Source organism: Arthrobacter sp. StoSoilA2 (genome assembly GCF_019977195.1).
In the GTDB taxonomy this organism is placed as follows: Bacteria; Actinomycetota; Actinomycetes; order Actinomycetales; family Micrococcaceae; genus Arthrobacter.
On record NZ_AP024643.1, the window covers coordinates 1,591,461 to 1,614,477 of the forward strand.

The 23,017-nt window shown below is 63.6% G+C and carries 18 protein-coding genes; 11 read left to right on the forward strand and 7 right to left on the reverse strand.

Going from position 1 to position 23,017, the window contains the following annotated elements; translation table 11 throughout:
- From LDN82_RS07305 to LDN82_RS07325, 5 genes are all read left to right on the forward strand, one after another.
- Positions 1-705 carry a hypothetical protein gene (locus LDN82_RS07305; protein ID WP_224092011.1) on the forward strand — a complete coding sequence of 235 codons (705 nt, stop codon included), beginning with the start codon at positions 1-3 and terminating at the stop codon, positions 703-705.
- Positions 702-5,162: an FtsK/SpoIIIE domain-containing protein gene (locus tag LDN82_RS07310; RefSeq protein ID WP_224166897.1), complete on the forward strand. Its 4,461-nt coding sequence runs from the start codon at positions 702-704 to the stop codon at positions 5,160-5,162. The genes LDN82_RS07305 and LDN82_RS07310 overlap by 4 nt, the downstream gene beginning before the upstream one ends.
- 68 nt (positions 5,163-5,230) lie before the next feature.
- Positions 5,231-7,528, forward strand: a complete 2,298-nt coding sequence (gene ligA / locus LDN82_RS07315) for an NAD-dependent DNA ligase LigA (protein WP_224166898.1) — start codon at positions 5,231-5,233, stop codon at positions 7,526-7,528.
- Complete coding sequence (locus LDN82_RS07320; RefSeq protein WP_224166899.1) at positions 7,525-8,349, forward strand: inositol monophosphatase family protein; 825 nt, start codon at positions 7,525-7,527, stop codon at positions 8,347-8,349. Before ligA ends, LDN82_RS07320 begins: the two co-directional genes overlap by 4 nt.
- Positions 8,350-8,382: 33 nt before the next feature.
- Positions 8,383-9,591 (forward strand): AAA family ATPase, encoded by a 1,209-nt coding sequence (locus tag LDN82_RS07325; RefSeq protein WP_224166900.1) that lies wholly within the window; start codon positions 8,383-8,385, stop codon positions 9,589-9,591.
- Positions 9,592-9,635: 44 nt separating this feature from the next.
- Here LDN82_RS07325 and LDN82_RS07330 read toward each other — a convergent pair whose 3' ends face one another.
- The 5 genes from LDN82_RS07330 to LDN82_RS07350 form a co-directional block, all read right to left on the reverse strand.
- Positions 9,636-11,003, reverse strand: a complete 1,368-nt coding sequence (locus tag LDN82_RS07330) for an LLM class flavin-dependent oxidoreductase (protein WP_224166901.1) — start codon at positions 11,001-11,003, stop codon at positions 9,636-9,638.
- A 67-nt stretch (positions 11,004-11,070) separates the two neighbouring features.
- Positions 11,071-11,814: an ABC transporter ATP-binding protein gene (locus LDN82_RS07335; protein ID WP_224166902.1), complete on the reverse strand. Its 744-nt coding sequence runs from the start codon at positions 11,812-11,814 to the stop codon at positions 11,071-11,073.
- Positions 11,790-12,719: an ABC transporter permease gene (locus LDN82_RS07340; protein ID WP_224166903.1), complete on the reverse strand. Its 930-nt coding sequence runs from the start codon at positions 12,717-12,719 to the stop codon at positions 11,790-11,792. Before LDN82_RS07340 ends, LDN82_RS07335 begins: the two co-directional genes overlap by 25 nt.
- Positions 12,720-12,721: 2 nt before the next feature.
- Positions 12,722-13,840, reverse strand: coding sequence for an ABC transporter substrate-binding protein (locus LDN82_RS07345; protein ID WP_224166904.1), 1,119 nt, complete (start codon positions 13,838-13,840; stop codon positions 12,722-12,724).
- A 165-nt stretch (positions 13,841-14,005) separates the two neighbouring features.
- Positions 14,006-14,323, reverse strand: coding sequence for a hypothetical protein (locus LDN82_RS07350; RefSeq protein WP_224166905.1), 318 nt, complete (start codon positions 14,321-14,323; stop codon positions 14,006-14,008).
- 52 nt (positions 14,324-14,375) lie between these two features.
- On the opposite strand from LDN82_RS07350, the gene LDN82_RS07355 reads away from it, so the two are divergent.
- Both LDN82_RS07355 and LDN82_RS07360 read left to right on the forward strand, forming a co-directional pair.
- Positions 14,376-14,888: a GNAT family N-acetyltransferase gene (locus LDN82_RS07355; protein ID WP_224166906.1), complete on the forward strand. Its 513-nt coding sequence runs from the start codon at positions 14,376-14,378 to the stop codon at positions 14,886-14,888.
- Between the two features lie 70 nt (positions 14,889-14,958).
- Entirely contained in the window at positions 14,959-15,351 is a 393-nt protein-coding gene (locus LDN82_RS07360; protein ID WP_224092023.1) for a RidA family protein, read from the forward strand.
- A 13-nt stretch (positions 15,352-15,364) separates the two neighbouring features.
- On the opposite strand, the gene LDN82_RS07365 is transcribed toward LDN82_RS07360, so the two are convergent.
- Both LDN82_RS07365 and LDN82_RS07370 read right to left on the reverse strand, forming a co-directional pair.
- Positions 15,365-16,024 carry a response regulator gene (locus LDN82_RS07365; RefSeq protein ID WP_224166907.1) on the reverse strand — a complete coding sequence of 220 codons (660 nt, stop codon included), beginning with the start codon at positions 16,022-16,024 and terminating at the stop codon, positions 15,365-15,367.
- A complete protein-coding gene (locus tag LDN82_RS07370; RefSeq protein WP_224167491.1) occupies positions 16,017-17,762 on the reverse strand; it encodes an ATP-binding protein in 1,746 nt (581 codons plus the stop codon). The genes LDN82_RS07365 and LDN82_RS07370 overlap by 8 nt, the downstream gene beginning before the upstream one ends.
- Positions 17,763-17,960: 198 nt before the next feature.
- On the opposite strand from LDN82_RS07370, the gene LDN82_RS07375 reads away from it, so the two are divergent.
- The 4 genes from LDN82_RS07375 (at position 17,961) to gatB (ending at position 22,935) form a co-directional block, all read left to right on the forward strand.
- Positions 17,961-19,400, forward strand: coding sequence for a CitMHS family transporter (locus LDN82_RS07375; protein WP_224166908.1), 1,440 nt, complete (start codon positions 17,961-17,963; stop codon positions 19,398-19,400).
- A 156-nt stretch (positions 19,401-19,556) separates the two neighbouring features.
- Positions 19,557-19,853, forward strand: a complete 297-nt coding sequence (gene gatC, locus LDN82_RS07380; RefSeq protein WP_017199363.1) for an Asp-tRNA(Asn)/Glu-tRNA(Gln) amidotransferase subunit GatC — start codon at positions 19,557-19,559, stop codon at positions 19,851-19,853.
- A 5-nt stretch (positions 19,854-19,858) separates the two neighbouring features.
- Positions 19,859-21,427: an Asp-tRNA(Asn)/Glu-tRNA(Gln) amidotransferase subunit GatA gene (gene gatA, locus LDN82_RS07385; RefSeq protein ID WP_224166909.1), complete on the forward strand. Its 1,569-nt coding sequence runs from the start codon at positions 19,859-19,861 to the stop codon at positions 21,425-21,427.
- The gene (gene gatB / locus LDN82_RS07390; RefSeq protein WP_224092031.1) at positions 21,427-22,935 is read left to right on the forward strand and encodes an Asp-tRNA(Asn)/Glu-tRNA(Gln) amidotransferase subunit GatB; all 1,509 of its coding nucleotides are present in this window, start codon (positions 21,427-21,429) and stop codon (positions 22,933-22,935) included. Before gatA ends, gatB begins: the two co-directional genes overlap by 1 nt.
- Positions 22,936-23,017 lie beyond the last annotated feature (82 nt).

Genomic DNA, 23,017 nt, shown 5'->3' on the forward strand with positions numbered 1-23,017 from the left:
ATGGGGGATCTAGCAATAGATTTCTGTGGCGAATGGTACGAACCATCCGACGAAGACGTCTTTGACATCGGCAGGGAAGGCGACCTGGAGGTTGACGACAACCCGTACCTGCACCGGCGTTTTTTGCAGATTGCACGGTATGACGGCATGTGGTGGCTCAGCAACGTAGGCAGCATGCTCTCTGCTACGGTCGCGGACGGATCGGGCGGCATGCAGGCCTGGCTGGCTCCCGGTGCCCGGATTCCACTCGTTTTCAGCCACACCAACGTCATCTTCACTGCGGGGCCCACCACGTACGAGTTCGCCGTGCATTTGAAGACGCCGTCCTTCCGGCATGAAGCCAGGGACGAGGACCAAGCGGGGGACACCACTATCGGGCCTGTGGTCTTTACCGACTCGCAGAAAGCCCTGATCGTCGCCCTCGCCGAGCCCATGCTGCGCCGCGATGGCACCGGCTTCAGCGCTATTCCGTCGTCGGCGGAGGCGGCCAAGAGGCTTGGTTGGGCCCTGACCCGCTTCAATCGCAAGCTGGACAACGTCTGCGACAAGTTGGACCGCGTGGGCGTCGTGGGCCTGCGTGGTGGCGCCGGCAAACTCGCCACCAACCGCCGCGCCCGCCTGGTGGAGCACGCCGTGACCTCGCACCTGGTAACAGCCGCGGACCTGTACCTTCTGGAATCCATGTCTGGAGTAGACGAAGCATGAAGTTCCGCTTGACCCTGCGGCGAGACCCCGCGGAAGCGAAGGACCTCGCCGTTACGGTGGATGGTCGCGCCACCGTGGCGGACATCGCCACTGAACTTTGGGTTGCCGACCCCGCGCGCAAGGGCACCGAACCGCCGTCGAACCTGTCCATCAGCGTGGACGAAGCGTTCGTGGGCGGCGGGCTTTCCGGCCATGTCCTCAGGCCCTCGGACAACCTGCTCGAGTCCGGACTGCGGCCTGGCTCCAAGGTTTCGCTCGCGCAGGTGGGCGAGCAGTTCGCGTCGAACGGCAACGGTGGTACCAACGGCCAAAACCGGGGACCAGCCGCGGCGACGTTGCGCGTCATGTCAGGGCCCGACGTCGGACGCGAATTTTCGCTGCCTTTCGGCACCAGCTACATCGGCCGGGACAGGGACGCCGACATCCGTCTCTCGGATCCGCTGACGTCCAAGCGCCACGCACGCATCACAGTTGGCGAGACCGTGGAGATCGTGGACACGAACTCGGCCAACGGACTCCTCATGGAAGGTTTGCCGGTCACACGGGCAACGCTTGAATCCTCCGATACGGTGACCTTGGGCGATACCACCGTTGGGGTTGTGTCACTGTCGCGGAACCATGGCGGCGGCCCATCATCGCCGCTGGTGGACTTCAACCGCTCGCCTCGTGTGCTGCCGAGGTTTGAGTCTCCCAAACGTGTGCCGCCGGCCGGGCCGAAACGGCCTGAACACCAACCATTCCCGTACATCATGTTGATCGCACCGCTTCTGATGGGCGGCGTCCTCTTCGCCTTCACCCAGAACCTGCTCTCGGTGCTTTTCATGGCCATGATGCCGCTGTTCATCGTTGGCCACTATGTGGACCACAAGATGCAGGGCAAACGCCAGGCGAAGGAAGGCCATAAGCAGTTCCAGGCTTCCATGCTTGCGTTCCGGGAGGACATTGACCGGCAACAGAACATTGAACGGGCCGTGCGGCTCCAGGAAGCACCATCGGTCAGCGATACCGTGGATGCGATCTACAAACTCGGCCCCCTCCTGTGGACCAACCGTCCTGAGCATCAGCATTTCCTTGGTGTCCGGTTCGGACTCGGATCTTCGCCGTCGCGGATTCAGTTCGAAGAACCCGGCGCCAACGAAACCGAACCCCGGTACATGAGGGAAATCCAGGAATGCCTGCAGCAGGTCCGTGTCATTGATGGCGTGCCGATCGTGTCCCAGCTGCGCACTTCGGGTTCGTTCGGCGTGGCAGGGGACCGCAACGTGGTGGACGATGTCGCCCGGGGCATGGTGCTTCAGTTGGTGGGCCTCCACTCGCCTGCGGAGGTGGTGCTGACTGCATTGACCTCGGCCCGCTCGCGTGAGCGCTGGGACTGGTTGCAGTGGCTCCCGCACGTTGGTTCCGGTCACAGCCCGCTCTCCGGCGACCATCTGGCCGCCGGCCCTGCTGCTGGTGCCTCGCTGCTCTCGCGCCTGGAGGACCTGGTGGAGCAGCGCGAGGCCCAGGCCAATGAGCCTGGTCCGCAGCCACGCCCCGCGCTCAAGGACGAGCATGAAGAGATTCCCGGTCCCGTGGTACCTGCTGTCCTGGTGGTCGTTGAGGACGATGCACCTGTGGACCGGGGACGGCTGACGCGGCTGGTGGAACGCGGCCCGGACTTCGGGGTGCACGTCATGTGGGTGGCAGCGAATGTGCAGTCCTTGCCTGCCGCTTGCCGGGACTTCCTCTCCGTCGACGGCGATCACGGCACCACTACCGGCCAGGTACGGCTTGGCCGCCACACCTACCCCGTGAGCTGCGAAAGCCTCGACGCCGGTCTCGCCACGCAGCTGGCGCGCATGATGTCGCCGTTGGTGGATGTCGGAAATCCGCTCGAGGACGATTCGGACCTCCCGCGTGCCGTTTCCTATGCCACTTTGATCGGCAAGGAACTCATGGACAACCCGCAGGCCGTTGCCGAACGCTGGCAGGAGAACAATTCAGTCCATGCCACGGCGGTGCCCAACCGCAAGGACAACGGAAGCCTGCGTGCCTTGGTGGGCTCCAAGGGCGTTGAACCGTTCTACCTGGACCTTAAGAACGAAGGACCCCACGCGCTCGTGGGCGGAACCACCGGCGCAGGTAAATCGGAGTTCCTTCAGTCGTGGGTGATGGGAATGGCAGCGGCCTACAGCCCGGACCGCGTCAGCTTCCTGTTCGTGGACTACAAGGGTGGTGCGGCCTTTGCGGACTGCCTGCACCTGCCCCACACCGTGGGGCTCGTCACCGACCTGTCTCCGCACCTGGTACGCAGGGCCCTGACCTCGTTGCGGGCCGAACTTCACTATCGGGAACGCCTGCTGAACCGTAAAAAGGCCAAGGACCTGCTGGCACTGCAGCGTGAAGCAGACCCCGAGGCGCCGCCGTACCTCATCATCATCGTGGACGAATTCGCGGCGCTTGCCACCGAAGTCCCCGAGTTCGTTGACGGCGTGGTGGACGTTGCTGCCCGTGGACGTTCGCTGGGTTTGCACCTGATCCTCGCCACCCAGCGCCCCGCGGGTGTCATCAAGGACAACCTGCGTGCAAACACGAACCTCCGGGTCGCGTTGCGGATGGCTGATGAAGTGGATGCCGTGGACATTCTTGGCGTCCCCACGGCGGCATACTTCGACCCGTCCATTCCAGGCCGTGGTGCTGCGAAAACCGGCCCGGGCCGCATCCAGGGGTTCCAGACCGGATACGCGGGTGGCTGGACCACCGAGAAGCCGCAGCGCCCCCGGATCGACATCGTGGAGATGGCCTTCGGATCCGGTCCCTCCTGGGAGCCGCCGCCTGCCACAGCTGTGGAGGAAGAACCTGCGGGCCCCAACGACATCGCCAGAATGACAGGCAACATTATCCGGGCCGCGGACTTCCTGGCGATTGAGCCACCACGCAAGCCGTGGTTGAACGAACTCGCCATGACCTACGACTTCTCCAAATTGCCAAACCCGCGCACGGACGAGCGGCTCTTGCTAGGCGTGGCCGATGACCCCGCACACCAGGACCAGCCCACCGTGTTCTATGAACCGGACAAGGACGGCAACATGGCCGTCTACGGTACGGGTGGTTCGGGCAAGTCGGCGGCGCTGCGCGGAATCGCGATCGCCGCCGCCGTCACACCTCGTGGTGGGCCCGTCCACGTGTATGGCATCGACTGTGGTTCTTCAGGTTTGAAGATGCTGGAGGGACTCCCGCACGTGGGGGAGGTCATCAGCGGGGACGATGTGGAGCGGGTTGGCCGCCTTCTGCGGTGGCTCAAGGAGGTTGCCGATGACCGCGCCGCCCGGTTCGCCGAGGTCCGGGCCTCCACCATTGTTGAATACCGGCAGCTCGCAAACCGTCCGGACGAAAAGCGTATCTTCATCCTGGTGGACGGCATGTCCGCCTTCCGTGAAGGCTATGAGTACAGCAACCTGTCCGCGCTGTGGGACATCTTCCTCCAGCTGGCAACGGATGGACGTCCCCTGGGTATCCACCTGGTAGTGAGCGGTGACCGAACCAACTCTGTGCCGGCGTCGCTCCTTGCCTCGATCCAAAAACGCCTGGTCCTGCGTCTTAGCTCCGAAGACGACTACATGACGCTCGATGTGCCCAAGGACGTCCTCAACTCAGCCTCGCCCCCCGGCCGCGGTTTGCTCGATGGCCTGGAAGTCCAACTGGCCGTGCTGGGTGGCAACTCGAACCTGGCGCTGCAGGCCCGCGAAGTGTCCAAACTCAGCCAGGCCATGGTGCGCCAGGGCCTGGAGCAGGCGCCAAAGATACAGCGGCTTCCGGAACTCGTGGATTTGGATATCCTGCCTTCGGGTGCCCCGGACAATCCTGTTATTGGCGTGGACGATGAGACCTTGGGTTCGGCCACCATCGCTGCAAAGGGTTCGCTCCTGCTCGCGGGGCCGCCGGGTGCCGGACGCACAGTTGCGTTGGTCACGTTGGCGTACGCCCTGCGGCGGTCCAACCCGCGGACGGACCTTATCTACATCGGCTCCCGCCGCTCCGCGGTTGCCTCCCTGAACATCTGGAGCAGGTCCCTGGTGGGGCCTGACGAGGTCTCGGACGTGGTGGATGATCTCATCGACAAAGCCACGGACAACCCGGGCACCATGGCCATCTTCATCGAAGGCCTGACGGAGTTCACGGACACGTTGGCGGAATCGGGCGTGGGACGGTTGGTCACGGCTGCCATCAAGGCCGATCAATGGGTTGTTGGCGAATCCGAAACGTCCACGTGGTCCCAGGCATGGTCCTTGGCCCAGCCCTTCAAATCGGGCAGGCGTGGACTGTTGCTCAACCCTGGGGATGTGGAAGGGGATACCCTCCTTAACACCTCGCTGGGCCGGATCAGCAAGGACTTCATCCCTGGCCGCGGGTACATCGTGGGACGTGGAAAGGTACGCAAGCTGCAGGTCGCCATGCCGCCGGAGAACCGTAGCTAGGAACTGGCTGGTACGGGCCCCCGCTCCGCCAGGACAATAATGTCCGCGGCTTGCGGCAAGATAGACCTGTGAGCACACCAGAGAATCCAGATCCGGTCGACACCACAACCCAGGATGCCGCTGCGGCCATCGTCGCAGAAGAGGGAGCACCTCCGTCGGAGAGCCTGCGGGATGAGTATGAGCAACTTGCGGACCTCGTTCGCAAGTACCGGTATGCCTATTACCAAGAGGACGCGCCCACGGTTTCCGACGCCGAGTTCGATGAACTCTACCGTCGCCTGGAAGAAATCGAAGCGCTGCATCCGGAACTCGTTTCCAATGACTCGCCTACGCAGGAAGTCGGCGGCGAAGTCTCTGCCGCCTTTACTGCCGTCGCGCACCTACAGCGGATGTACAGCCTGGACGACGTCTTTTCCCTCGAGGAGCTCGAAGCCTGGGTACGTAAGGCTGAAGCTTCCGTGGCCAAGCTCGGGGACAGCGTCCCGCCCATTGCCTGGCTGACTGAACTGAAAATCGATGGACTCGCCGTCAACCTGCTGTACAGGGACGGAAAATTGGTGCGCGCTGCCACCCGGGGTGACGGCACAACAGGTGAGGACATCACTCATAACGTGCTCACCATCAAGGAGATCCCGCGTCAACTCAGCGGCTCGGGTTATCCTTCGGAAGTTGAAATCCGTGGGGAAGTATTCATTCCTTCCAAGGCGTTCGTTGAGTTCAACGAAGCCTTGGTTGCGGCAGGCAAGGCCCCCCTCGCCAATCCACGCAATGCGGCTGCGGGCTCGCTCCGCCAGAAGGACCCGGCAGAAACAGCAAAGCGTCCACTGAGCATGTTCGTTCACGGCATCGGTGCCCGGGAGGGCCTGAATGCCATGAGCCAATCCGAAACCTATAAGTTGCTGGCTGACTGGGGACTGCCTGTCAGCCCCTATTTCAAGGTTCTGGATTCCTTTGAAGGCGTCCTGAAATTCATCGCCCATTATGGCGAGCACCGGCACGACCTCCTTCATGAAATCGATGGCATCGTGGTCAAAATTGATGACTTCGCCACACAACGCGCCCTCGGCTACACTTCCCGCGTCCCCAGATGGGCAGCCGCTTACAAATACCCGCCGGAGGAAGTCCACACCAAGCTTTTGGACATCCTCGTCAACGTGGGCCGCACGGGGCGCGTCACGCCGTTTGGAATGATGGAGCCGGTGAAGGTCGCGGGTTCCACCGTGGGAATGGCCACTCTGCACAACCAGGACGTGGTCAAGGCCAAAGGCGTCATGATCGGCGACATCGTGATTCTCCGCAAGGCCGGTGACGTGATCCCCGAGATCGTTGGACCCGTGCTGGCGCTGCGAGACCAACAGGACCCGCCCGTGCGCGAATTCGTGATGCCCACCGAGTGCCCGTCCTGCGGTACGCCATTGGCACCGGCAAAAGAAAGCGACGTGGACATCCGTTGCCCCAATGCCAAGTCCTGCCCGTCGCAGCTGCGTGAGCGTGTTTTCCATCTGGCTGGCCGCGGTGCGTTCGATATCGAGGCCCTGGGCTGGGAAGCAGCGATCGCCTTGACGCAGCCGGCAGAGCCGGAGACTCCTCCGTTGACCAGCGAAGCCGTGCTGTTCACTTTGAAGCCTGAGGATCTGGCGAATGTCATGATCCGCCGGGAGAAGAGGTCCAAGGGTGTAGGCACGGGCCAGTATGAGCTTGTTCCGTACTTCTACTCAAGGGGAACGGCCAAGTCGCCTTCAAAGCCAACGGCAACCACGGAAAAACTCTTTGCCGAGCTGGAGAAAGCGAAGAAGCAGCCTCTGTGGCGTGTCCTCGTGGCATTGTCCATTCGCCATGTGGGACCCACAGCCTCCCGTGCCCTTGCGACGGCCTTCGGCAGCATGGACGCGATCCGCAACGCCACTGAAGAGCAGCTTGCGCATGTTGACGGCGTCGGACCTACCATCGCGGCGGCCCTGAAGGAATGGTTCGCCGTGGACTGGCATAACGAGATCGTGGACAGCTGGGCAGCTGCCGGCGTGCGGATGGAAGACGAACGCGATACCAGCGTGCCGCGAACCCTTGAGGGCCTCACCATCGTGGTTACGGGGACCCTGCCAAACTTCAGCCGGGACGAAGCCAAAGAAGCCATCATCATTCGAGGCGGGAAGGCCTCCGGCTCGGTGTCCAAGAACACGAGCTACCTCGTGGCTGGTGAAAGTGCCGGGACCAAGCTGGATAAAGCCGAGCAGCTCGGTGTTCCGATTTTGGATGAGGACGGCTTCCGCGAGTTGTTGGAGAAGGGCCCGGGGAACACCGAGGCCGACGCTGACGCTGCAGCCGAGGCCGATGCTGCAGAGACAGTGAAAGCAGAAGCAGAATGACCGACGCCATCGAGCTGCTCGCCGTAGCGAAACGCGCTGCTGCTGCGGGCGCGGCTGTCCTGTCCCGGAGAGCTGCCGCGGGCACAGGCGGCGTGGGATTGGGAATATCCAACAAAGGCGATGCCGGCGATTGGGTGACCGAGTTCGACGTCGCAGCAGAGAACGCAGTCCGCGAGGCTATCCTTGCGGCCCGGCCGAACGACGCCATCACGGGGGAGGAGCACGGCACCACCCGGCCCCAGCAAGCCTCGGGTTACCGCTGGTCCATTGATCCCCTTGATGGCACTACCAACTTCATCCGCAACATCGTCTATTACGCCACGTCGGTGGCCGTGGCGGATGCCGACGGCGTCTGGCTGGCGGGAGTAGTTCATGCGCCGGCCCTGGGTCGGGTCTACTCGGCCGCCCGGGGCGAGGGCGCCTGGTTGGAAGTCGCGGGGGAGACTACCCGTTTGGCGGGCCCCGTTCCCGGACGCACCGGCCTCATCCTTGCCACTGGGTTCAGTTACGATCCCGATACCCGTGCCAATCAGGCAGAAGGCCTCGCCGATCTGATGAACGGCTTCGCGGATGTTCGGCGGCTGGGGTCCGCGGCGTTGGATCTGTGCCTGGTGGCAGATGGCACCTACGACGCCTTTGGGGAGCGCGGATTGAACGAGCATGATTTCTCTGCCGGCGCCCTGATCGCCGAAGAAGCGGGCTGTTGGGTGCGAAGGCCACGGCTCGCGAGCCCACTCGACGGCGGTCCAACACTTGAGGATCGCCTGGCCGCGTGGACGTGCGCAGGGGCCTTGGAGCTGTCCGGCAAATTTCCCCTGTGATCTTCCTGTACCCATGACCAGCATCCCCTCGCCATGATCAAGACCCTCGCCATCGCCAACTACCGCTCCATCCGCGATCTCGCGATTGAGCTGCATGGCCTGGACGTGGTGACAGGGGCCAACGGCAGTGGCAAATCCTCCCTGTACCGTGCGCTGCGCCTGCTGGCCGAATGCGCCGGCGGCGACTCCGGAAACGTGGTGGGATCGTTGGCCAGGGATGGCGGGCTGGCATCGACGCTGTGGGCCGGTCCTGAATCAATCAGCGAGGCAATGCGGCGGGGCGAAGTTCCGGTCCAAGGTACCCTCCGCCGGGATTCCGTCAACCTGAAACTGGGGTATTCGGGTGACGACTTCGGTTACCTTGTGGACTTGGGCATGCCCGTGTCCAGTGGCGCCGGCTTTGACCAGGAAACAGGCAGGCCCCGTCCTTCGGCTTTTAGCCTGGATCCCGAGGTCAAGCGCGAGCAGATCTTTTCCGGACCGATCGCAAGGCCAGGTTCCCTGTTGGTGGATCGCAAAGGAAGCCTTCCGAAGCTCCGTGGGCCTGACGGTGAATGGACCGAACTCTCGCGCCGGCTGGATACTTTCCAAAGCATGCTGACGGAAGTTTCGGACCAGGACCGGGCTCCTGAAGTACTGCGGGTCCGGGACTCCGTGCGTTCCTGGCGGTTCTACGATCACTTCCGGACAGATGCCGAAGCCCCGGCCCGGCAGGCGCAACTCGGCACCCGCACTCCCGTGCTGCACCACAGCGGGAAGGACCTGGCGGCGGCGCTGCAGACCCTGCGTGAAGTGGGATTTGAACGGCAGCTGGACGCAGCGATCGATCACGCCTTTCCGGGAAGCCGCCTCGAATTAGCCGTAAGCGACGGCCGCTTCACCGTTGAGTTGCGGCAGCCTGGGATGCTGCGGCCCATGAAAGCGGCCGAACTCTCGGATGGTACGTTACGCTTCCTGCTCCTGACCGCCGCGTTGCTCACTCCCCGGCCTCCGGAATTGATGGTTCTCAACGAACCCGAGACGAGCCTCCACATCGACCTGATGCCGGCACTGGCTGGACTCATCATCCAAGCCAGTGCCAACAGCCAGATCATCGTGGTGACACACTCCGAAGCGCTGCTCAGGGCGCTCCGGGAAAGCGGAGCGGCCCATGAGCACGAGCTTTACAAGGATCTGGGCGAGACCAGGATCAAGGGACTCGGATCCCTGGAAGGCCCATTGTGGAGTTGGCCCAAACGCTGACCTCGAACCACAGCGCCAGGCACGCGGCCGGGGCCAGCCAGTCATCAGAAGGCCGAACCGATGGATGTGAGCTGCTGCGCCGCGGAACCGGAGAAGCGGTTCCCGGGGCGTGCCAGCCCGTAGTGTCCGCGCAGCGTCGACGCCGTGTATTCGGCGCGGAACAGGCCACGCTGCTGAAGGATCGGCACTACCTGGTCCACGAAGACCTCCAGCCCGGACGGCAGGACGGGCGGCATGATGTTGAAGCCATCGGCGGCGCCTGCCTGGAACCAGTCCTGGATGGCATCGGCCACTTGCTCCGGCGTCCCTGAGAAGGTGCGGTGCCCACGTCCGCCGCCCAAACGGCCGATCAGTTGCCGGACCGTAAGCTGTTCACGGCGGGCAAGCTCCACGATCAGCGTGTACCGGCTCTTGGCTCCCTCAATCTCGTCCTCGGAGGGGAGGTCCGCAGGCAATTGCTGGTCCAGCGGAAGGTCCGCGGGGGCCACCCGCAGGGTCCTTGCCAGCTGTTCGCGGGCGTATTCAGGCTTGATCAGCTCGTCGAGTTCACGCTCAAGCTTCAGCGCTTCTGCCTCCGTGGAACCAATGACCGGGACGATGCCGGGCAGGATCTTGATGCCCTCGGGATCGCGCCCCACGGCCAGGGTGCGGGCCTTCAAATCGGCGTAGAAAGCCTGCGCATCCTCCACTGTCTGGTGGGCTGTGAACACGGCCTCGGCGTACTGGGCGGCGAGCTTCTTACCGTCTTCCGAGGATCCCGCCTGCACGATCAGCGGGTGGCCCTGGGGGGAACGGGGGACGTTCAGGGGACCACGTACGCGGAAATGCTTGCCTTCGTGCTCGATGGTGCGGATCTTGGTGTCATCACCCCAGACTCCCTCCGCTTTGTCGGCCAGCACGGCGTCGTCTTCCCAGCTGTCCCACAGCTTTTGGGATACTTCGATGAACTCGGCCGCCCGCTCGTAACGGACGGCATGCGCAGGCTGGTCATCGACGCCGAAGTTTCGCGCAGCGTCCGGCCCCGCCGTCGTGACGACATTCCAACCGGCGCGACCACCGCTGACCCAGTCCACCGAGGCGAAGCGCCGTGCCAGGTTGAAGGGGTCATTGTAGGTGGTGGAGGCTGTGGCGATCAGGCCGATGTTCCGGGTTGCCGCCGCGATGGCGGTCAGCAGCACCGTGGGTTCCAGCTTGCCGGCAGGGCGACGGCCTACCTCGCCGAAGAGGACGGGGGAGTCCGCGAAGAAGATGGAGTCGAGTTTTCCGCGTTCCGCCGTGCGGGCCAGGTGCTGGTAGTGCTCCACCTTGGTGGAGGCGAAAGGATCACTTTCCGGCAGGCGCCAGGAGGCCTCGTGATGGCCAGTGCTCATCAGGAAGGCGTTGAGGTGGAGTTGGCGTTGTGGGGCGGTCATGGGTTTCTCCTTGATTCTGGTGAGGGGTGATTTCTGGTGTGGGTTGGGTTCTGGTGAAGGTTGGGTTTCAGGCACCAACGTGGACGCCGAGGGCGGCGAGCAACTCGCCCCTCAGCGATGAATGCCCGACGCCGGTTCCGGCCTGGCGCTCGAGGGCTACACGGCCGTCTTGTAGGACGATCACGCGGTCGGCCAAGGTGATGGCCTCGTCGACGTCGTGGGTGACGAGCAGGACGGCGGGGCGATGCGCGGCAACCAGTTCCTTCAAGAGCGCGTGCATCTTCAGGCGGGTAAGGGCGTCGAGGGCACCGAAGGGTTCATCGGCAAGAAGCAGCCGGGGCTCCCGCACCAGCGACCTCGCCAAGGCAACGCGCTGTTGCTCACCTCCGGACAGCTCGTGCGGCCAGGCTTTTTCGCGGCCGGCGAGTCCCACCTCGGCGAGTGCACGGCGTCCGCGGGCATCGGCGTCGTCATATCTGAGGCCCAACGTGACGTTGCCCAGGACGGTGTCCCAGGGAAGGAGCCTCGAGTCCTGGAACACCACCGACACCTGGTCCGGGACCTTGACGATCCCACTCCCGCGGACGTCGCGGTCCAGGCCGGCAAGGGCACGGAGCAGTGTGCTCTTACCGCAGCCGCTGGGGCCAAGCAGGGCAACGAATTCGCCCGGAGCGATGTCCAGGTCCACCCCGTTGAGCACGCCCTTGGGACCGAAGCTTCGGATGAGGTTGCGTACGGAGACCTCGTGGGAAGGTGCCGTGCGCGGCCCGACTCCCTGCGAGGCACTCAGCCCGCCAACGTGCGTTGCCATGACAATGCCTTTCGTTCCAGGAGCCGGACGGCTGCGTCGGAAAGCAGGCCCAGGACGCCGTAGACGGCAAGGCCCAGGACGATGATGTTGGTTTGGCCGTACGTGCGGGCGAGCTCCATCATGTAGCCGATGCCGCTGGTGGAATTGATCTGCTCCACCACCACCAAGGACACCCAAGCGCCAGTGACGGCGAAGCGGAGCCCCAGGAAGAATCCGGGCAGCGCCCCGGGGAGCACCACGCGACGGATGAACCCGGACCGGGTTAGCCCAACTGTCTGTGCCAACTCGACGTATCGCAGGTCGATTCCGCGCAGTCCGGCGTGCGTTTGCAGGTAGATCGGCACGAACACCCCCAACGTGATGGTGAGGACCTTCATGGTTTCATCGATGCCGAACCAAAGGATCAGCAGGGGGATCAGGGCCAGGCCGGGGATGGCGCGCTTGATTTGCACAGGACCATCGATCAAGGCCTCACCCACCCGGCTCAGCCCAGCCAGGAGAGCCAGCACGGCTCCCACCACAATCCCGAACAACAGCCCGAAGCCTGCACGCTGGGCAGAGATTGCAAGGTTCTCCTGGAGTCGGCCGTCCGCGATCAGCTCGCCCGCCGTAGACACTACGGTCCACGGCTCGGACAGGATCCGGGGATCCAGGAGGCCTGTAGCGGCCGAAACCACCCAGAGCAGGATCAGGGCGGCGGGGCCCACCAAACCGGCCAGGCGGCGTCTTGGTCCAGGACCCAGGGGGCGGCTGACGGGCCTGACATCGGGGCGGCCCGTCAATGCCGGGTCGAGGTGAGGTTCGACGACGGCGCCCGGTTGGGTGCCGACGTCGCGCGTCTGTGGGGGAGCCGTGCGGGTTCGCGCGGTAGCGGCAGTCGCGTGCTGGGCAGCAGTTGTTGTCATGGCTAGGCGCCCCCTGCCGCAGCGTAGGCCGTGCCGGCTATAGCCTCGAAGCGCAGGTCGTACAGCTTTGCAGCGTCCAATTTGGGCTTTTTCTGCTCGCGTGCCAGCAGGTCGATGGTTTGCTGGTGGCGGGCAATGGCCTCCGTCCACGAGGCAGGGAGATCGCGCTCGCCGGCGGCATCGATCAGGTACTGGCCGTCCTCGCGGGAGAGCCCCTGGTTCTTGACGTAGTAGCCCTCAAGCCATTCCCTGGGGTGGTCCTGGATCCACCGCTGTGCCTGTCCCCAGAGCTTCACATACTCCGCAAGTGCGGCAGCCTTGGCCGGATCCTCCAAGACCTTTGCCGGCGCGTACAGGTGACCGGGATCGTCGCGGAGTCCGTGGCGGAGAGTGGTTCCGCCGTCGGCGCCGTACTTGGCCAGGTATCGCTTGATTTGGACGCCTCCCAGTGGGGCAGCATCAACGTGCTTGCTGGACAGGGCGGTGGAATACGTGTCCCCCGTGCTGGGCAGTTCCACGAGCTTGACGTCCTTTTGTTCCAGGCCTGCCTTTTCCAGGATGCGCAGGACGAGCGCGCCCTGCGCCTGGCCGGGACTGTAGGCGATCTTCTTGCCACGAAGGCCCTGGAGTTCCGTAATCCCGGCGCCCGGGGCCACACCCAATTCATAAAGTGGGTGGTTCACGGCGTCTTTGCGAAAGACGCCCGCAATGATCCGGACATCCAGGCCGGTCCACGTGGCATGGATGGGAGGTATGTCGGCCACGGAACCGACATCCAACGCGTTGGCCCGGAACGCTTCGGTGGTGGCCGGGCCGCCGGAAATGTTGGCAAACTTCACCGGGAAGCTGAGCTTCTTGTCCAGGCCGGAGAGTTCCAAGGCGACCTGTACCGTGGGGTCGCCCACCACCAGCGTGGTCCCTTCCGGGACGGAGGTGGCCAGCGGTGCCGTGACCTGCGCGGCCTGTGTGGCGTCGCCACCAGCCGTGGCCGAACCGCCGCAGGCAGTTAATAGGCCGAGGGCGGGGAGGGCGATGAAGGCGCCGAGGACTTGGCGGCGGTTGGGTGCAGTGCGTTGATGATTTGTGTTGATCCGTGTTCGAACGCGGGGGGACGCGGACATGTAAAGCCTTTCAGGTGCGGGTGGGTCGCCTCAGCCCGGAGCCAAGGGCTCAAACGGGCGGCGGTGGTGCGGATCGCTTATTTCTGAAGGCAGGACGGACAGCAGGTGCGAGCCTGCGTCGCGCTGAAATGGGCCTGGGGCATCGTTCCTCCTGTTCTGTATTTCTTAGGGATCGGTATTTCCTGGTGATCGGTATTTCTTAGTGATCGGTGTTTCCCAGGGATCTCCAATCCGCAGTTTGTTTAGCGCGGTGAAGGGCAATGTGCGGTTGCCGTGTGGCAACTCAAGCACGGTCCCCGCACCCTTCGCCAGCTCTTCGACACGTGCCCGCAACAGCGGGAAACCGGGCTTCACGGCACGCCACAGGACGCAATCCAGGGCCATGGAAAGCAACACAAAAGGGTGCCCAAGGACTGGCAGCGGAACAACGTGACGCAACAATCCGCCGTCGGAAATTCTGCGGCTGACTGATAGTTCGGTCACGGAAAGGGCTGTTTGGCGTATGGTGCGGTGACCGCGCCACTACCATTGATAAGTGCATTCGTCGATTACTGTCCGCCCAGCCCTGCCCGAAGACTATGACGACGTTGCCCGCATCACGCAGGATTCATACGTCACCGCGGGGTACTACGGCAGCGCGGACCACCCGTACCTTCAGCAACTCCAGGACGTGGCAGCGCGCGCGGAGCACGCCGAAATCTTCGTCGCGGAACGGAACGGCCAGGTGATCGGTTCCGTCACGGCAGCACCGGCCGGTGGCGGATTCTCTGACATCGGCCTGGAAGACGAACTGGAACTGCGCACCCTGGTGGTAGATCCCGCTGTACAGCGTTCCGGCGCCGGACGGGCTTTGGTGCAGGCCGTCGTCGAGCAAGCCAAAGCGATGGACGGCATCGGTGCTGTCTCCCTCACTACGGGAGCCACGTGGGAGAGCGCCAATGCCCTCTACGCCCGGACCGGTTTTGCCCGCGCTCCGCACCGCGACTGGTTCGTGCCCGGCACCGACATAAAGCTGTTCGTTTACAGGCTGGACCTCCAGCAGCCATAAAGTTTCCTTTCGTAAACCCCCGCCAGGTTTGTACAACCGGAACGGGCACAGCGATCAGGAAAGGCGCGGCATGCGCAAGACATATGGCACGGGTTCCGTCTGGGAACAGACCCTGGGGTACTCCCGCGCGGTCCAGGTGGACAACACACTCTTCATTTCTGCTACGGCGGCTTCCGGCGTCGTTGATGGGCAGGATGCAATCGTCGGCGATGACTTCTACTCGCAGACCAAATACATCCTAGAGAAGCTCGGAGCGGTCCTGGAAGAAGCGGGGTTCTCCTACGAGGACGTGGTTCAGTCCAAGCTGTACCTGACGGACATCAGCAAGTGGGAAGACGCCGGCCGGGCCCACGGCGAGGTTTTCGGAGAGATTCGTCCCACCCTGGCACTGGTGCACGTGCTGCCCTTCCTGGATTCCAGGATGCTGGTGGAAATCGAGCTCGTCGCGCAGAAGTCCGCGTAAGGCCCTGCTTGGGTTAGCCCGGGATGCCGTAGCGGTGTTCCGGGCGGCCCGTGCTTCCGTAGCGTAATTGGATTTCGACGGCGCCATCGTCGGCAAGCGAGGACAGGTACCTCTGCGCCGTCGCCCGGGAAACGCCCACCCGGTCCGCGACTTCGGCGGCCGAGTACTGTTCGCCCGGAAGCAGCGATTCCAGGACCGCCGCTTCGGTTGCCGAGCGTGGTTTTTGAGCGGGCGTCACGTCACCTGGGATCAGTGCCCGTTTGGCACGTTCAATCGTGGTCTGGTCAACGCCGGTTTGCTGTCCAAGGATCCGGCGATACCGTGCATAGGACCTCAGCTGCTGGGACAAGGATTCCGCGGGGAAGGGCTTTAGCAGGTACCCCAGCGCGCCGCGCCGCATGGCAACCCTGATGGACGGGGCATCAGAGGCCGCTGTCAGCATGATGGCATCGATGTCCAGCTGGCCCAGCAAATCAAGCCCTGAACCGTCCGGCAGGTACACGTCCAGCAACACCAGGTCAGGACGCAGGCTGTGGATCGCCTGCAAAGCCTGGGACGCGGAACCGGCAGGAGCGAGCGCCATGAATCCGGCCACTGAGTCCACGTAGGCTGCATGCAGCCGGGCAACGTGGAAGTCATCGTCCACAATGAGCACCCTCAAATCCTCAGCCACTGCTGTCCTCCCGCATTGTCCTGTCAGCTTCCCTTCCAGCCCCCGTGCCGGTTGGGGCTTCAGCGCCGGCGTCGGCCGATCGCCCCAACACGCCAGGAATTGTGGCCATGAAGACAGCTCCGGGGCCGCCTTTCCTGCCGGTCTCCAGGACGCGGACGTCCCCACCCCGACGCCGGGCCAACTGCCGCACCAAAGCCAAGCCCAAACCTTGTCCGGCCCCCTGGCGGACCGGTTGTTCCGACGTCGTGAATCCTTCAGCGAAGACTTCCTCAGGTTCCAGGTTCCCCAAACCGTCTCCGGAATCGCCCACGACGATATGCAGGGTTCCGTTGTCCTGGCCGGCATCGTCAAGCAACTCAACTTCCACCCAACGCTCCGAAGCGGAACCGGCGACGGCGGCACTCACGGCGTTGTCGATCAGGTTGCCGAGCACTGTGGTGACGTCCTGCGGATCGGCCACGTGTCCCCGGACCAACGTTTCCGGCCCGATCCGGAGCGCGACTCCGCGTTCGGAGGCCTCCACACTCTTGGCGCCGACAAAAGCCTGCAAGTACGTGTCCTGAAGGAGTTCCGCCTGCTCCACAGGGAACTTGAGGGGGCCGGTGGCGGAGATCCTTGCCAGGTACTCCTTGGCTTGCTCGTGTTGGCCGATGCTCATGAAGCCGGCAATGGTGTGGAGTTGGTTGGCGAATTCGTGGCGCTGGGCACGCAGGGCGGTGGACATGGTTCCCACGGCGTCCAGCTGGCGGGTCAATTGCTGCAGTTCGGTGCGGTCGCGGAGCATGACCACCCAGCCGAGGTCTTCCTTGCGGTGCCAGGCTTTTCGGGCGCTGGCCACCAGGACCCGTCCACCGGCTACCAGTTCCACGGCTTCGGCGTCACGGGCTGCCGGCTGGGTGAGCTGCTTGAGTTGACCGGGAACGTTGGCTGTAGCCCAGTCCTGTCCGGTGGCGTCGGGCAGGTCCAGGAGCCTGGCGGCAGCGGCGTTGAACACGGAGATGCGTCCATCGGCCGCGATGCCGATCACGCCCTCGTCCACGCCCTGGAGTACTGCCACTTGATCGTGGACCAGGGTGCTGATCTCCTCTGGTTCCAAACCCAAGGTGAGGCGCTGCAGGCGGCGCCGGAGCAGGAATGAAGCCAGGACGCCAGCCAGGAGTGCGCCGCCGGCGGTCAGGGCAATGGGCACAATGTCCTGTGCCAGGCTCTTGCTGAGGGACTCCATGGAGTAGCCCACACTGACTTCGCCCACGATTGATCCAGCCGTGCCTGCGCCCTCAGCCGAGGGTGCGTAGACCGGAACCTTGGCGCCCGCTGATGGACCCAGAGTGCCCGTGTTGCGGGTGGTGATTTCCCGGCCTGCCAAAGCTACTGAGGGATCTGTGCTGACGCGTTCACCGAGCCGCGCAATGTCCGGGTGGGCCAACCGGAGTCCGGTTTCGTCCGTGATGACCACGAAGAGTGCCCCGGTGCGGACCCGGACCGCTTCCGCTGCTGCCTGCAAGGGGCCGGCCGCCAGAACGCTGGCTGGCGGGGTTCCTTCTTCTTTGCTGATGGCCTGGACGTCTTCCCTGATGTCGGGATCCGCCGCAACTGTGCGGGCGAGGGTGAGTGCTTGGTTTTCGGCTTCGTCGCCGATCCGTTCGTAAACCAGCCAAGCGTGGACGGCACCGCTCAGGAGCACTACAAGCAGAACTACCCCCAGCTGGAGGAGGAGCGTCTGGGTGGAGAAGCGCATACTGACCCTGCTAAAGCGCGGCACCGTTACTCCTTTCCTCCAGCTCCATTGAAGCACTGAGCACAATGCGCAAAACGCTCGCAATGATCAGTATTCCCAACAATTCCCGGAAACCCCAGCCCGTGACGGGCGCCACTATAACGTCTGTAGTGCGCATCACATCGAAGTGGTGCCCTTCACAGTAGTAAGGAGCCGGCCGTGCTGGTTTTGCTTGGATTCGCAATGATTGCGGTATTCATGGTCCTGATCATGACCAAAAAATTGACGCCCGTCTTGGCGCTGATCATCGTCCCCACCATCTTCGGTCTCTTCGCGGGGGCCGGCTTGGGCATTGGTCCCATGGTCATGGACTCGATGAAGTCCATGACCTCCACGGCCGCGCTCCTCATGTTCGCCATCATCTACTTCGGCCTGATGATCGACGTCGGGCTCTTCGACCCCCTGGTCAAGTTCATCCTGCGCAAGCTTGGCAACGACCCCGCCAAGGTAGTCCTCGGTACCGCGATCCTCGCTGCGGCAGTCTCCCTGGACGGCGACGGCTCAACCACCTTCATCCTCACCACCGCCGCCATGCTGCCGGTCTACCTGCGCCTGAAGATGAGTCCCGTGGTCCTCACCTGCGTGGCCGGCCTCGCGAACGGCACCATGAACATCCTGCCGTGGGGCGGGCCCACAGCCCGCGCCGCTACAGCACTGAAGCTGGACGTCAACGACGTCTTCGTCCCCATGGTCCCGTCCCTCATCGTTGGCCTCATCGTCGTGCTCGTCTTCTCCTGGCTGCTTGGTCTGCAGGAACGTAACCGCCTCCGCACCACCGCCCCCGAAATCTGGGGCGACGTCGCCGATCCTTCCGACGCGTTCGACGGCGGCTTTGCCCGCACCGGCTCAACCACAACCGCGCCCAAGCCGGTAACCGGCGGAGGCGCCGGCGTCGCAGTTCTTGAACGTACTGAAGAGCTGGTGGACGATCACGACACCGCCATGGCTGATACCGCGCTGGATCCCAACCGCACCACGCTGCGTCCCAAACTGTTCTGGTTCAACCTTGGACTCACGGTCGCCGTCATGGTCACTTTGGTAGCGAACATCGTCCCGCTCCCGTTCGTCTTCATGGTGGGCTCGGCCATCGCACTGCTGGTCAACTTCCCCAAGGTCAAGGACCAGGGCGCCCAGCTGATCGCCCACGCGCCGTCGATCGTCGCCGTCGTCAGCATGGTCATGGCCGCTGCGGTCCTCACCGGTGTCCTCAACGGCACCGGCATGGTCAAGGCAATGTCCGAGTGGCTCGTCCAGATCATCCCCGCGGACATGGGTCCCTTCATGGCAGTCATCACCGGCGTGCTGAGCATCCCCATGACCTTCTTCATGAGCAACGACGCCTTCTACTTCGGCGTACTTCCGGTCCTCAGTGAAACCGCAGCCCACTACGGCGTCGGCGCAGCGGACATGGCCCGCGCCTCCATCACCGGCCAGCCCTTCCACCTCCAGAGCCCGCTGGTCCCCGCCATCCTGCTCTTGGTGTCGCTGGCCAAGGTAGACCTGGGCGACCACCACAAGAAGGTCCTCTGGCGCACGGCAGTCATCTCGATCGTCATGCTGGCTGTCGGAGTCCTGACCGGAGCAATCGGCATCGGCTAAACAACCCCATCAAGCAACGCGGAGTCACTTACGGCCCATCCAGGCACCTTGGATGGGCCGTAAGTGACCCCGCGTTGTTGTGCTTCGGCGTACGGCGGCTCACCCAAGCCAAGTAGACTGGTTCGGAAAACCATTTGAACTTTGCAGGGGAGATCCATGGCTGCGATCAACCGTGACGACGTCGCGCATCTTGCGCGTCTCGCTCACATTGAAATGAGTGCCGAAGAGCTGGACAGGATGGCGGTCGAGCTTGCCGTCATCGTGGATTCGGTGAAGTCCGTCAGCGAAGCCGCCGGGGAAGATGTCCCGGCCACGTCCCACCCGATTCCGCTGACCAACGTGTTCCGCGAGGACGTCGTGGGCCACACGTTTACGGCTGAGCAGGCGTTGTCCGGCGCTCCGGATGCTTACGAGAACCGTTTCAAGGTCCCGGCAATCCTGGATGAGGACTAATTACCATGACTGAGCTGAAGAACGAACTCATTCGCCACTCCGCTGCCGATCTTGCTGCGAAGCTTGCCGCCCGCGAGGTTTCCGCTGTTGAAGTGACGCAGGCGCACCTTGACCGTATTGCTGACGTGGACGGCCAGATTAACGCGTTCCTGCATGTTAATACCGAGGAAGCCCTGGCTGTTGCGGCCGAGGTTGACGCTGCGCGCGCCGCTGGTGGCGCCGCTGCCGGGGAGCTTCATGCCCTGGCCGGTGTGCCGATCGCTGTGAAGGACTTGATCGTGACGATTGGCCAGCCGACGACGGCTGGTTCGAAGATCCTTGAGGGCTGGCACAGCCCGTACGACGCCACGGTGATCAAGAAGCTCCGTGCTGCGAAGATGCCGATTCTTGGCAAGACCAACCTTGACGAGTTCGCCATGGGTTCCTCCACGGAGCATTCGGCGTACGGGCCCACCCGGAACCCGTGGGACCTGGACCGCATTCCTGGTGGTTCGGGCGGTGGCTCGGCTGCCGCCGTCGCCGCTTTTGAAGCGCCGCTGGCGCTGGGCACTGACACCGGTGGATCCATCCGCCAGCCCGGTGCTGTCACCGGAACCGTCGGCGTCAAGCCGACATATGGTGCAGTTTCCCGTTACGGCGCGATTGCCATGGCGTCCTCGCTGGACCAGATTGGCCCGGTGTCCCGCACGGTGCTGGACGCGGCTCTGTTGCAGGAAGTTATCGGCGGCCATGATCCGTTCGATTCCACGTCCCTGACCGATCCGTTCGACAACCTGGCTGCTGCTGCCCGCGTAGGCAATGTTGCCGGCATGAAGATCGGCATCATCAAGGAACTGCACGGCGAGGGCTACCAGGCCGGCGTCGAGAACCGCTTCAACGAGTCCCTTCAGCTGCTCAAGGATGCCGGCGCGGAAATCGTTGAGGTTTCCTGCCCCAACCTGAAGTACGCCCTGGGCGCTTACTACCTCATCATGCCGTCCGAGGCGTCCAGCAACCTGGCCAAGTTCGACGGCGTTCGGTATGGCTTGCGTGCCCTGCCCAAGGACGGCCCCCTGACGATCGAGCGCGTCATGGGTGCAACCCGTGCCGCTGGCTTTGGTGATGAGGTCAAGCGCCGCATCATCCTGGGCACCTATGCCCTGAGCGCTGGTTATTACGACGCCTACTACGGTTCGGCGCAGAAGGTCCGCACGCTCATTCAGCGCGACTTCGACGCCGCGTTCTCGAAGGCGGATGTCCTCATTTCGCCTACGGCTCCCACCACAGCGTTCAAACTGGGGGAGAAGGCGAACGATCCCCTGGCCATGTACCTGAACGATGTCGCCACCATTCCGGCCAATATGGCTGGGATCCCGGGCTTGTCGCTGCCCGGCGGCCTGGCTGACGAGGACGGTCTGCCCGTCGGCGTACAGCTGCTGGCCCCTGCCCGCCAGGACGCCCGCCTGTACCGTGTGGGTGCTGTGCTTGAGTCCATTCTGGAAGAAAAGTGGGGCGGCCCGCTTCTTGCCCAGGCTCCCGAATTGAAGACACCCGCTCTCGGGGCCGCTTCCAACTCCGCCGGAGGTTCAAACTAATGTCCGTCGACGCAACCCTGAGCTTCGAAGAGGCCATGGAGAAGTACGATCCTGTTCTGGGTTTCGAGGTCCATGTGGAGCTCAACACCAAGACCAAGATGTTCTCCTCCGCCCCGAACGTCTTCGGCGATGAGCCGAACACCAACGTCAACGAGGTGGATCTCGGCATGCCCGGCGTCCTCCCTGTGGTGAACAAGACCGCTGTGGAGTCCTCCATCAAGATCGGCCTTGCCCTGAACTGCAAGATCGCCGAGTACTGCCGTTTCGCCCGGAAGAACTACTTCTACCCGGACACCCCGAAGAACTTCCAGACCTCGCAGTACGACGAGCCGATCGCGTACGACGGCTACCTCGACATCGAGCTCGAAGACGGCACCGTCTTCCGCGTCGAGATCGAGCGTGCCCACATGGAAGAGGACGCCGGAAAGCTCACCCACATGGGTGGCTCCGCAGGTCGCATCCAGGGCGCCGACTACTCGCTGGTGGACTACAACCGCTCGGGTGTGCCGCTCGTTGAGATCGTCACCAAGCCCATCCAGGGTGCGGGAAGCCGTGCCCCTGAACTGGCCAAGGCCTACGTTGCCGCGGTCCGCGAAATCGTGAAGAACCTTGGTGTTTCGGACGCCAGGATGGAACGCGGCAACGTCCGCTGCGACGCCAACGTTTCCCTGCGCCCGCACGGCCAGGAACGCTTCGGCATCCGTTCGGAGACGAAGAACGTAAACTCGCTGCGCGCCGTCGAGCACGCCGTTCGTTACGAGATCCAGCGCCACGCTGCCGTCCTGGACTCCGGCCAGCCGGTGATCCAGGAGACGCGCCACTGGCACGAGGACACGCGTTCGACGACGTCGGGCCGCGCCAAGTCCGACGCCGACGACTACCGCTACTTCCCTGAGCCGGACCTGGTTCCCGTCGTCGCCTCCCGTGAGTGGGTGGAGGAGCTTCGCGCCACCCTTCCGGAGCCGCCGGCCGAGCGCCGCAAGCGGCTCAAGGAAGAATGGGGCTACTCGGATCTGGAGTTCCGCGATGTGGTCAACGCCGGAGTCATGGACTCGATCGAGGAAACTATCGCGGCCGGTGCCAGCGCAGATGTTGCCCGGAAGTGGTGGATGGGTGAGATCGTTGGCCGCGCCAAGGTTGCCGACGTCGATCCTTCCGCTCTCGGTGTCACGCCGCAGGTCATCGTTGAGCTGAACAAGCTGGTCGAGGACGGCAAGATCAACAACAAGATGGCCACCCAGGTCCTGGACGGCGTACTTGCAGGCGAGGGTACACCCGCCGAGATCGTTGAAAAGCGCGGCCTTGCGGTGGTTTCCGACGACGGTCCCCTTCTGGAAGCCATCGATGCCGCACTGGCAGCACAGCCTGACGTCGCGGAGAAGATCCGTGGTGGCAAGGTCCAGGCCATCGGTGCGATCGTGGGCGGTGTCATGAAGGCCACTCGTGGCCAGGCCGACGCCGGCCGTGTACGCGAACTGATCCTGGAAAAGCTCGGCGTACAGGCCTAAGTACCCAAGTAGCTGGCAGTTGTCGTTGTTTTGAAGGCTCAGAACAACCGCAACTGCCAGCTACTTTTTTGTCCGGCCAGGA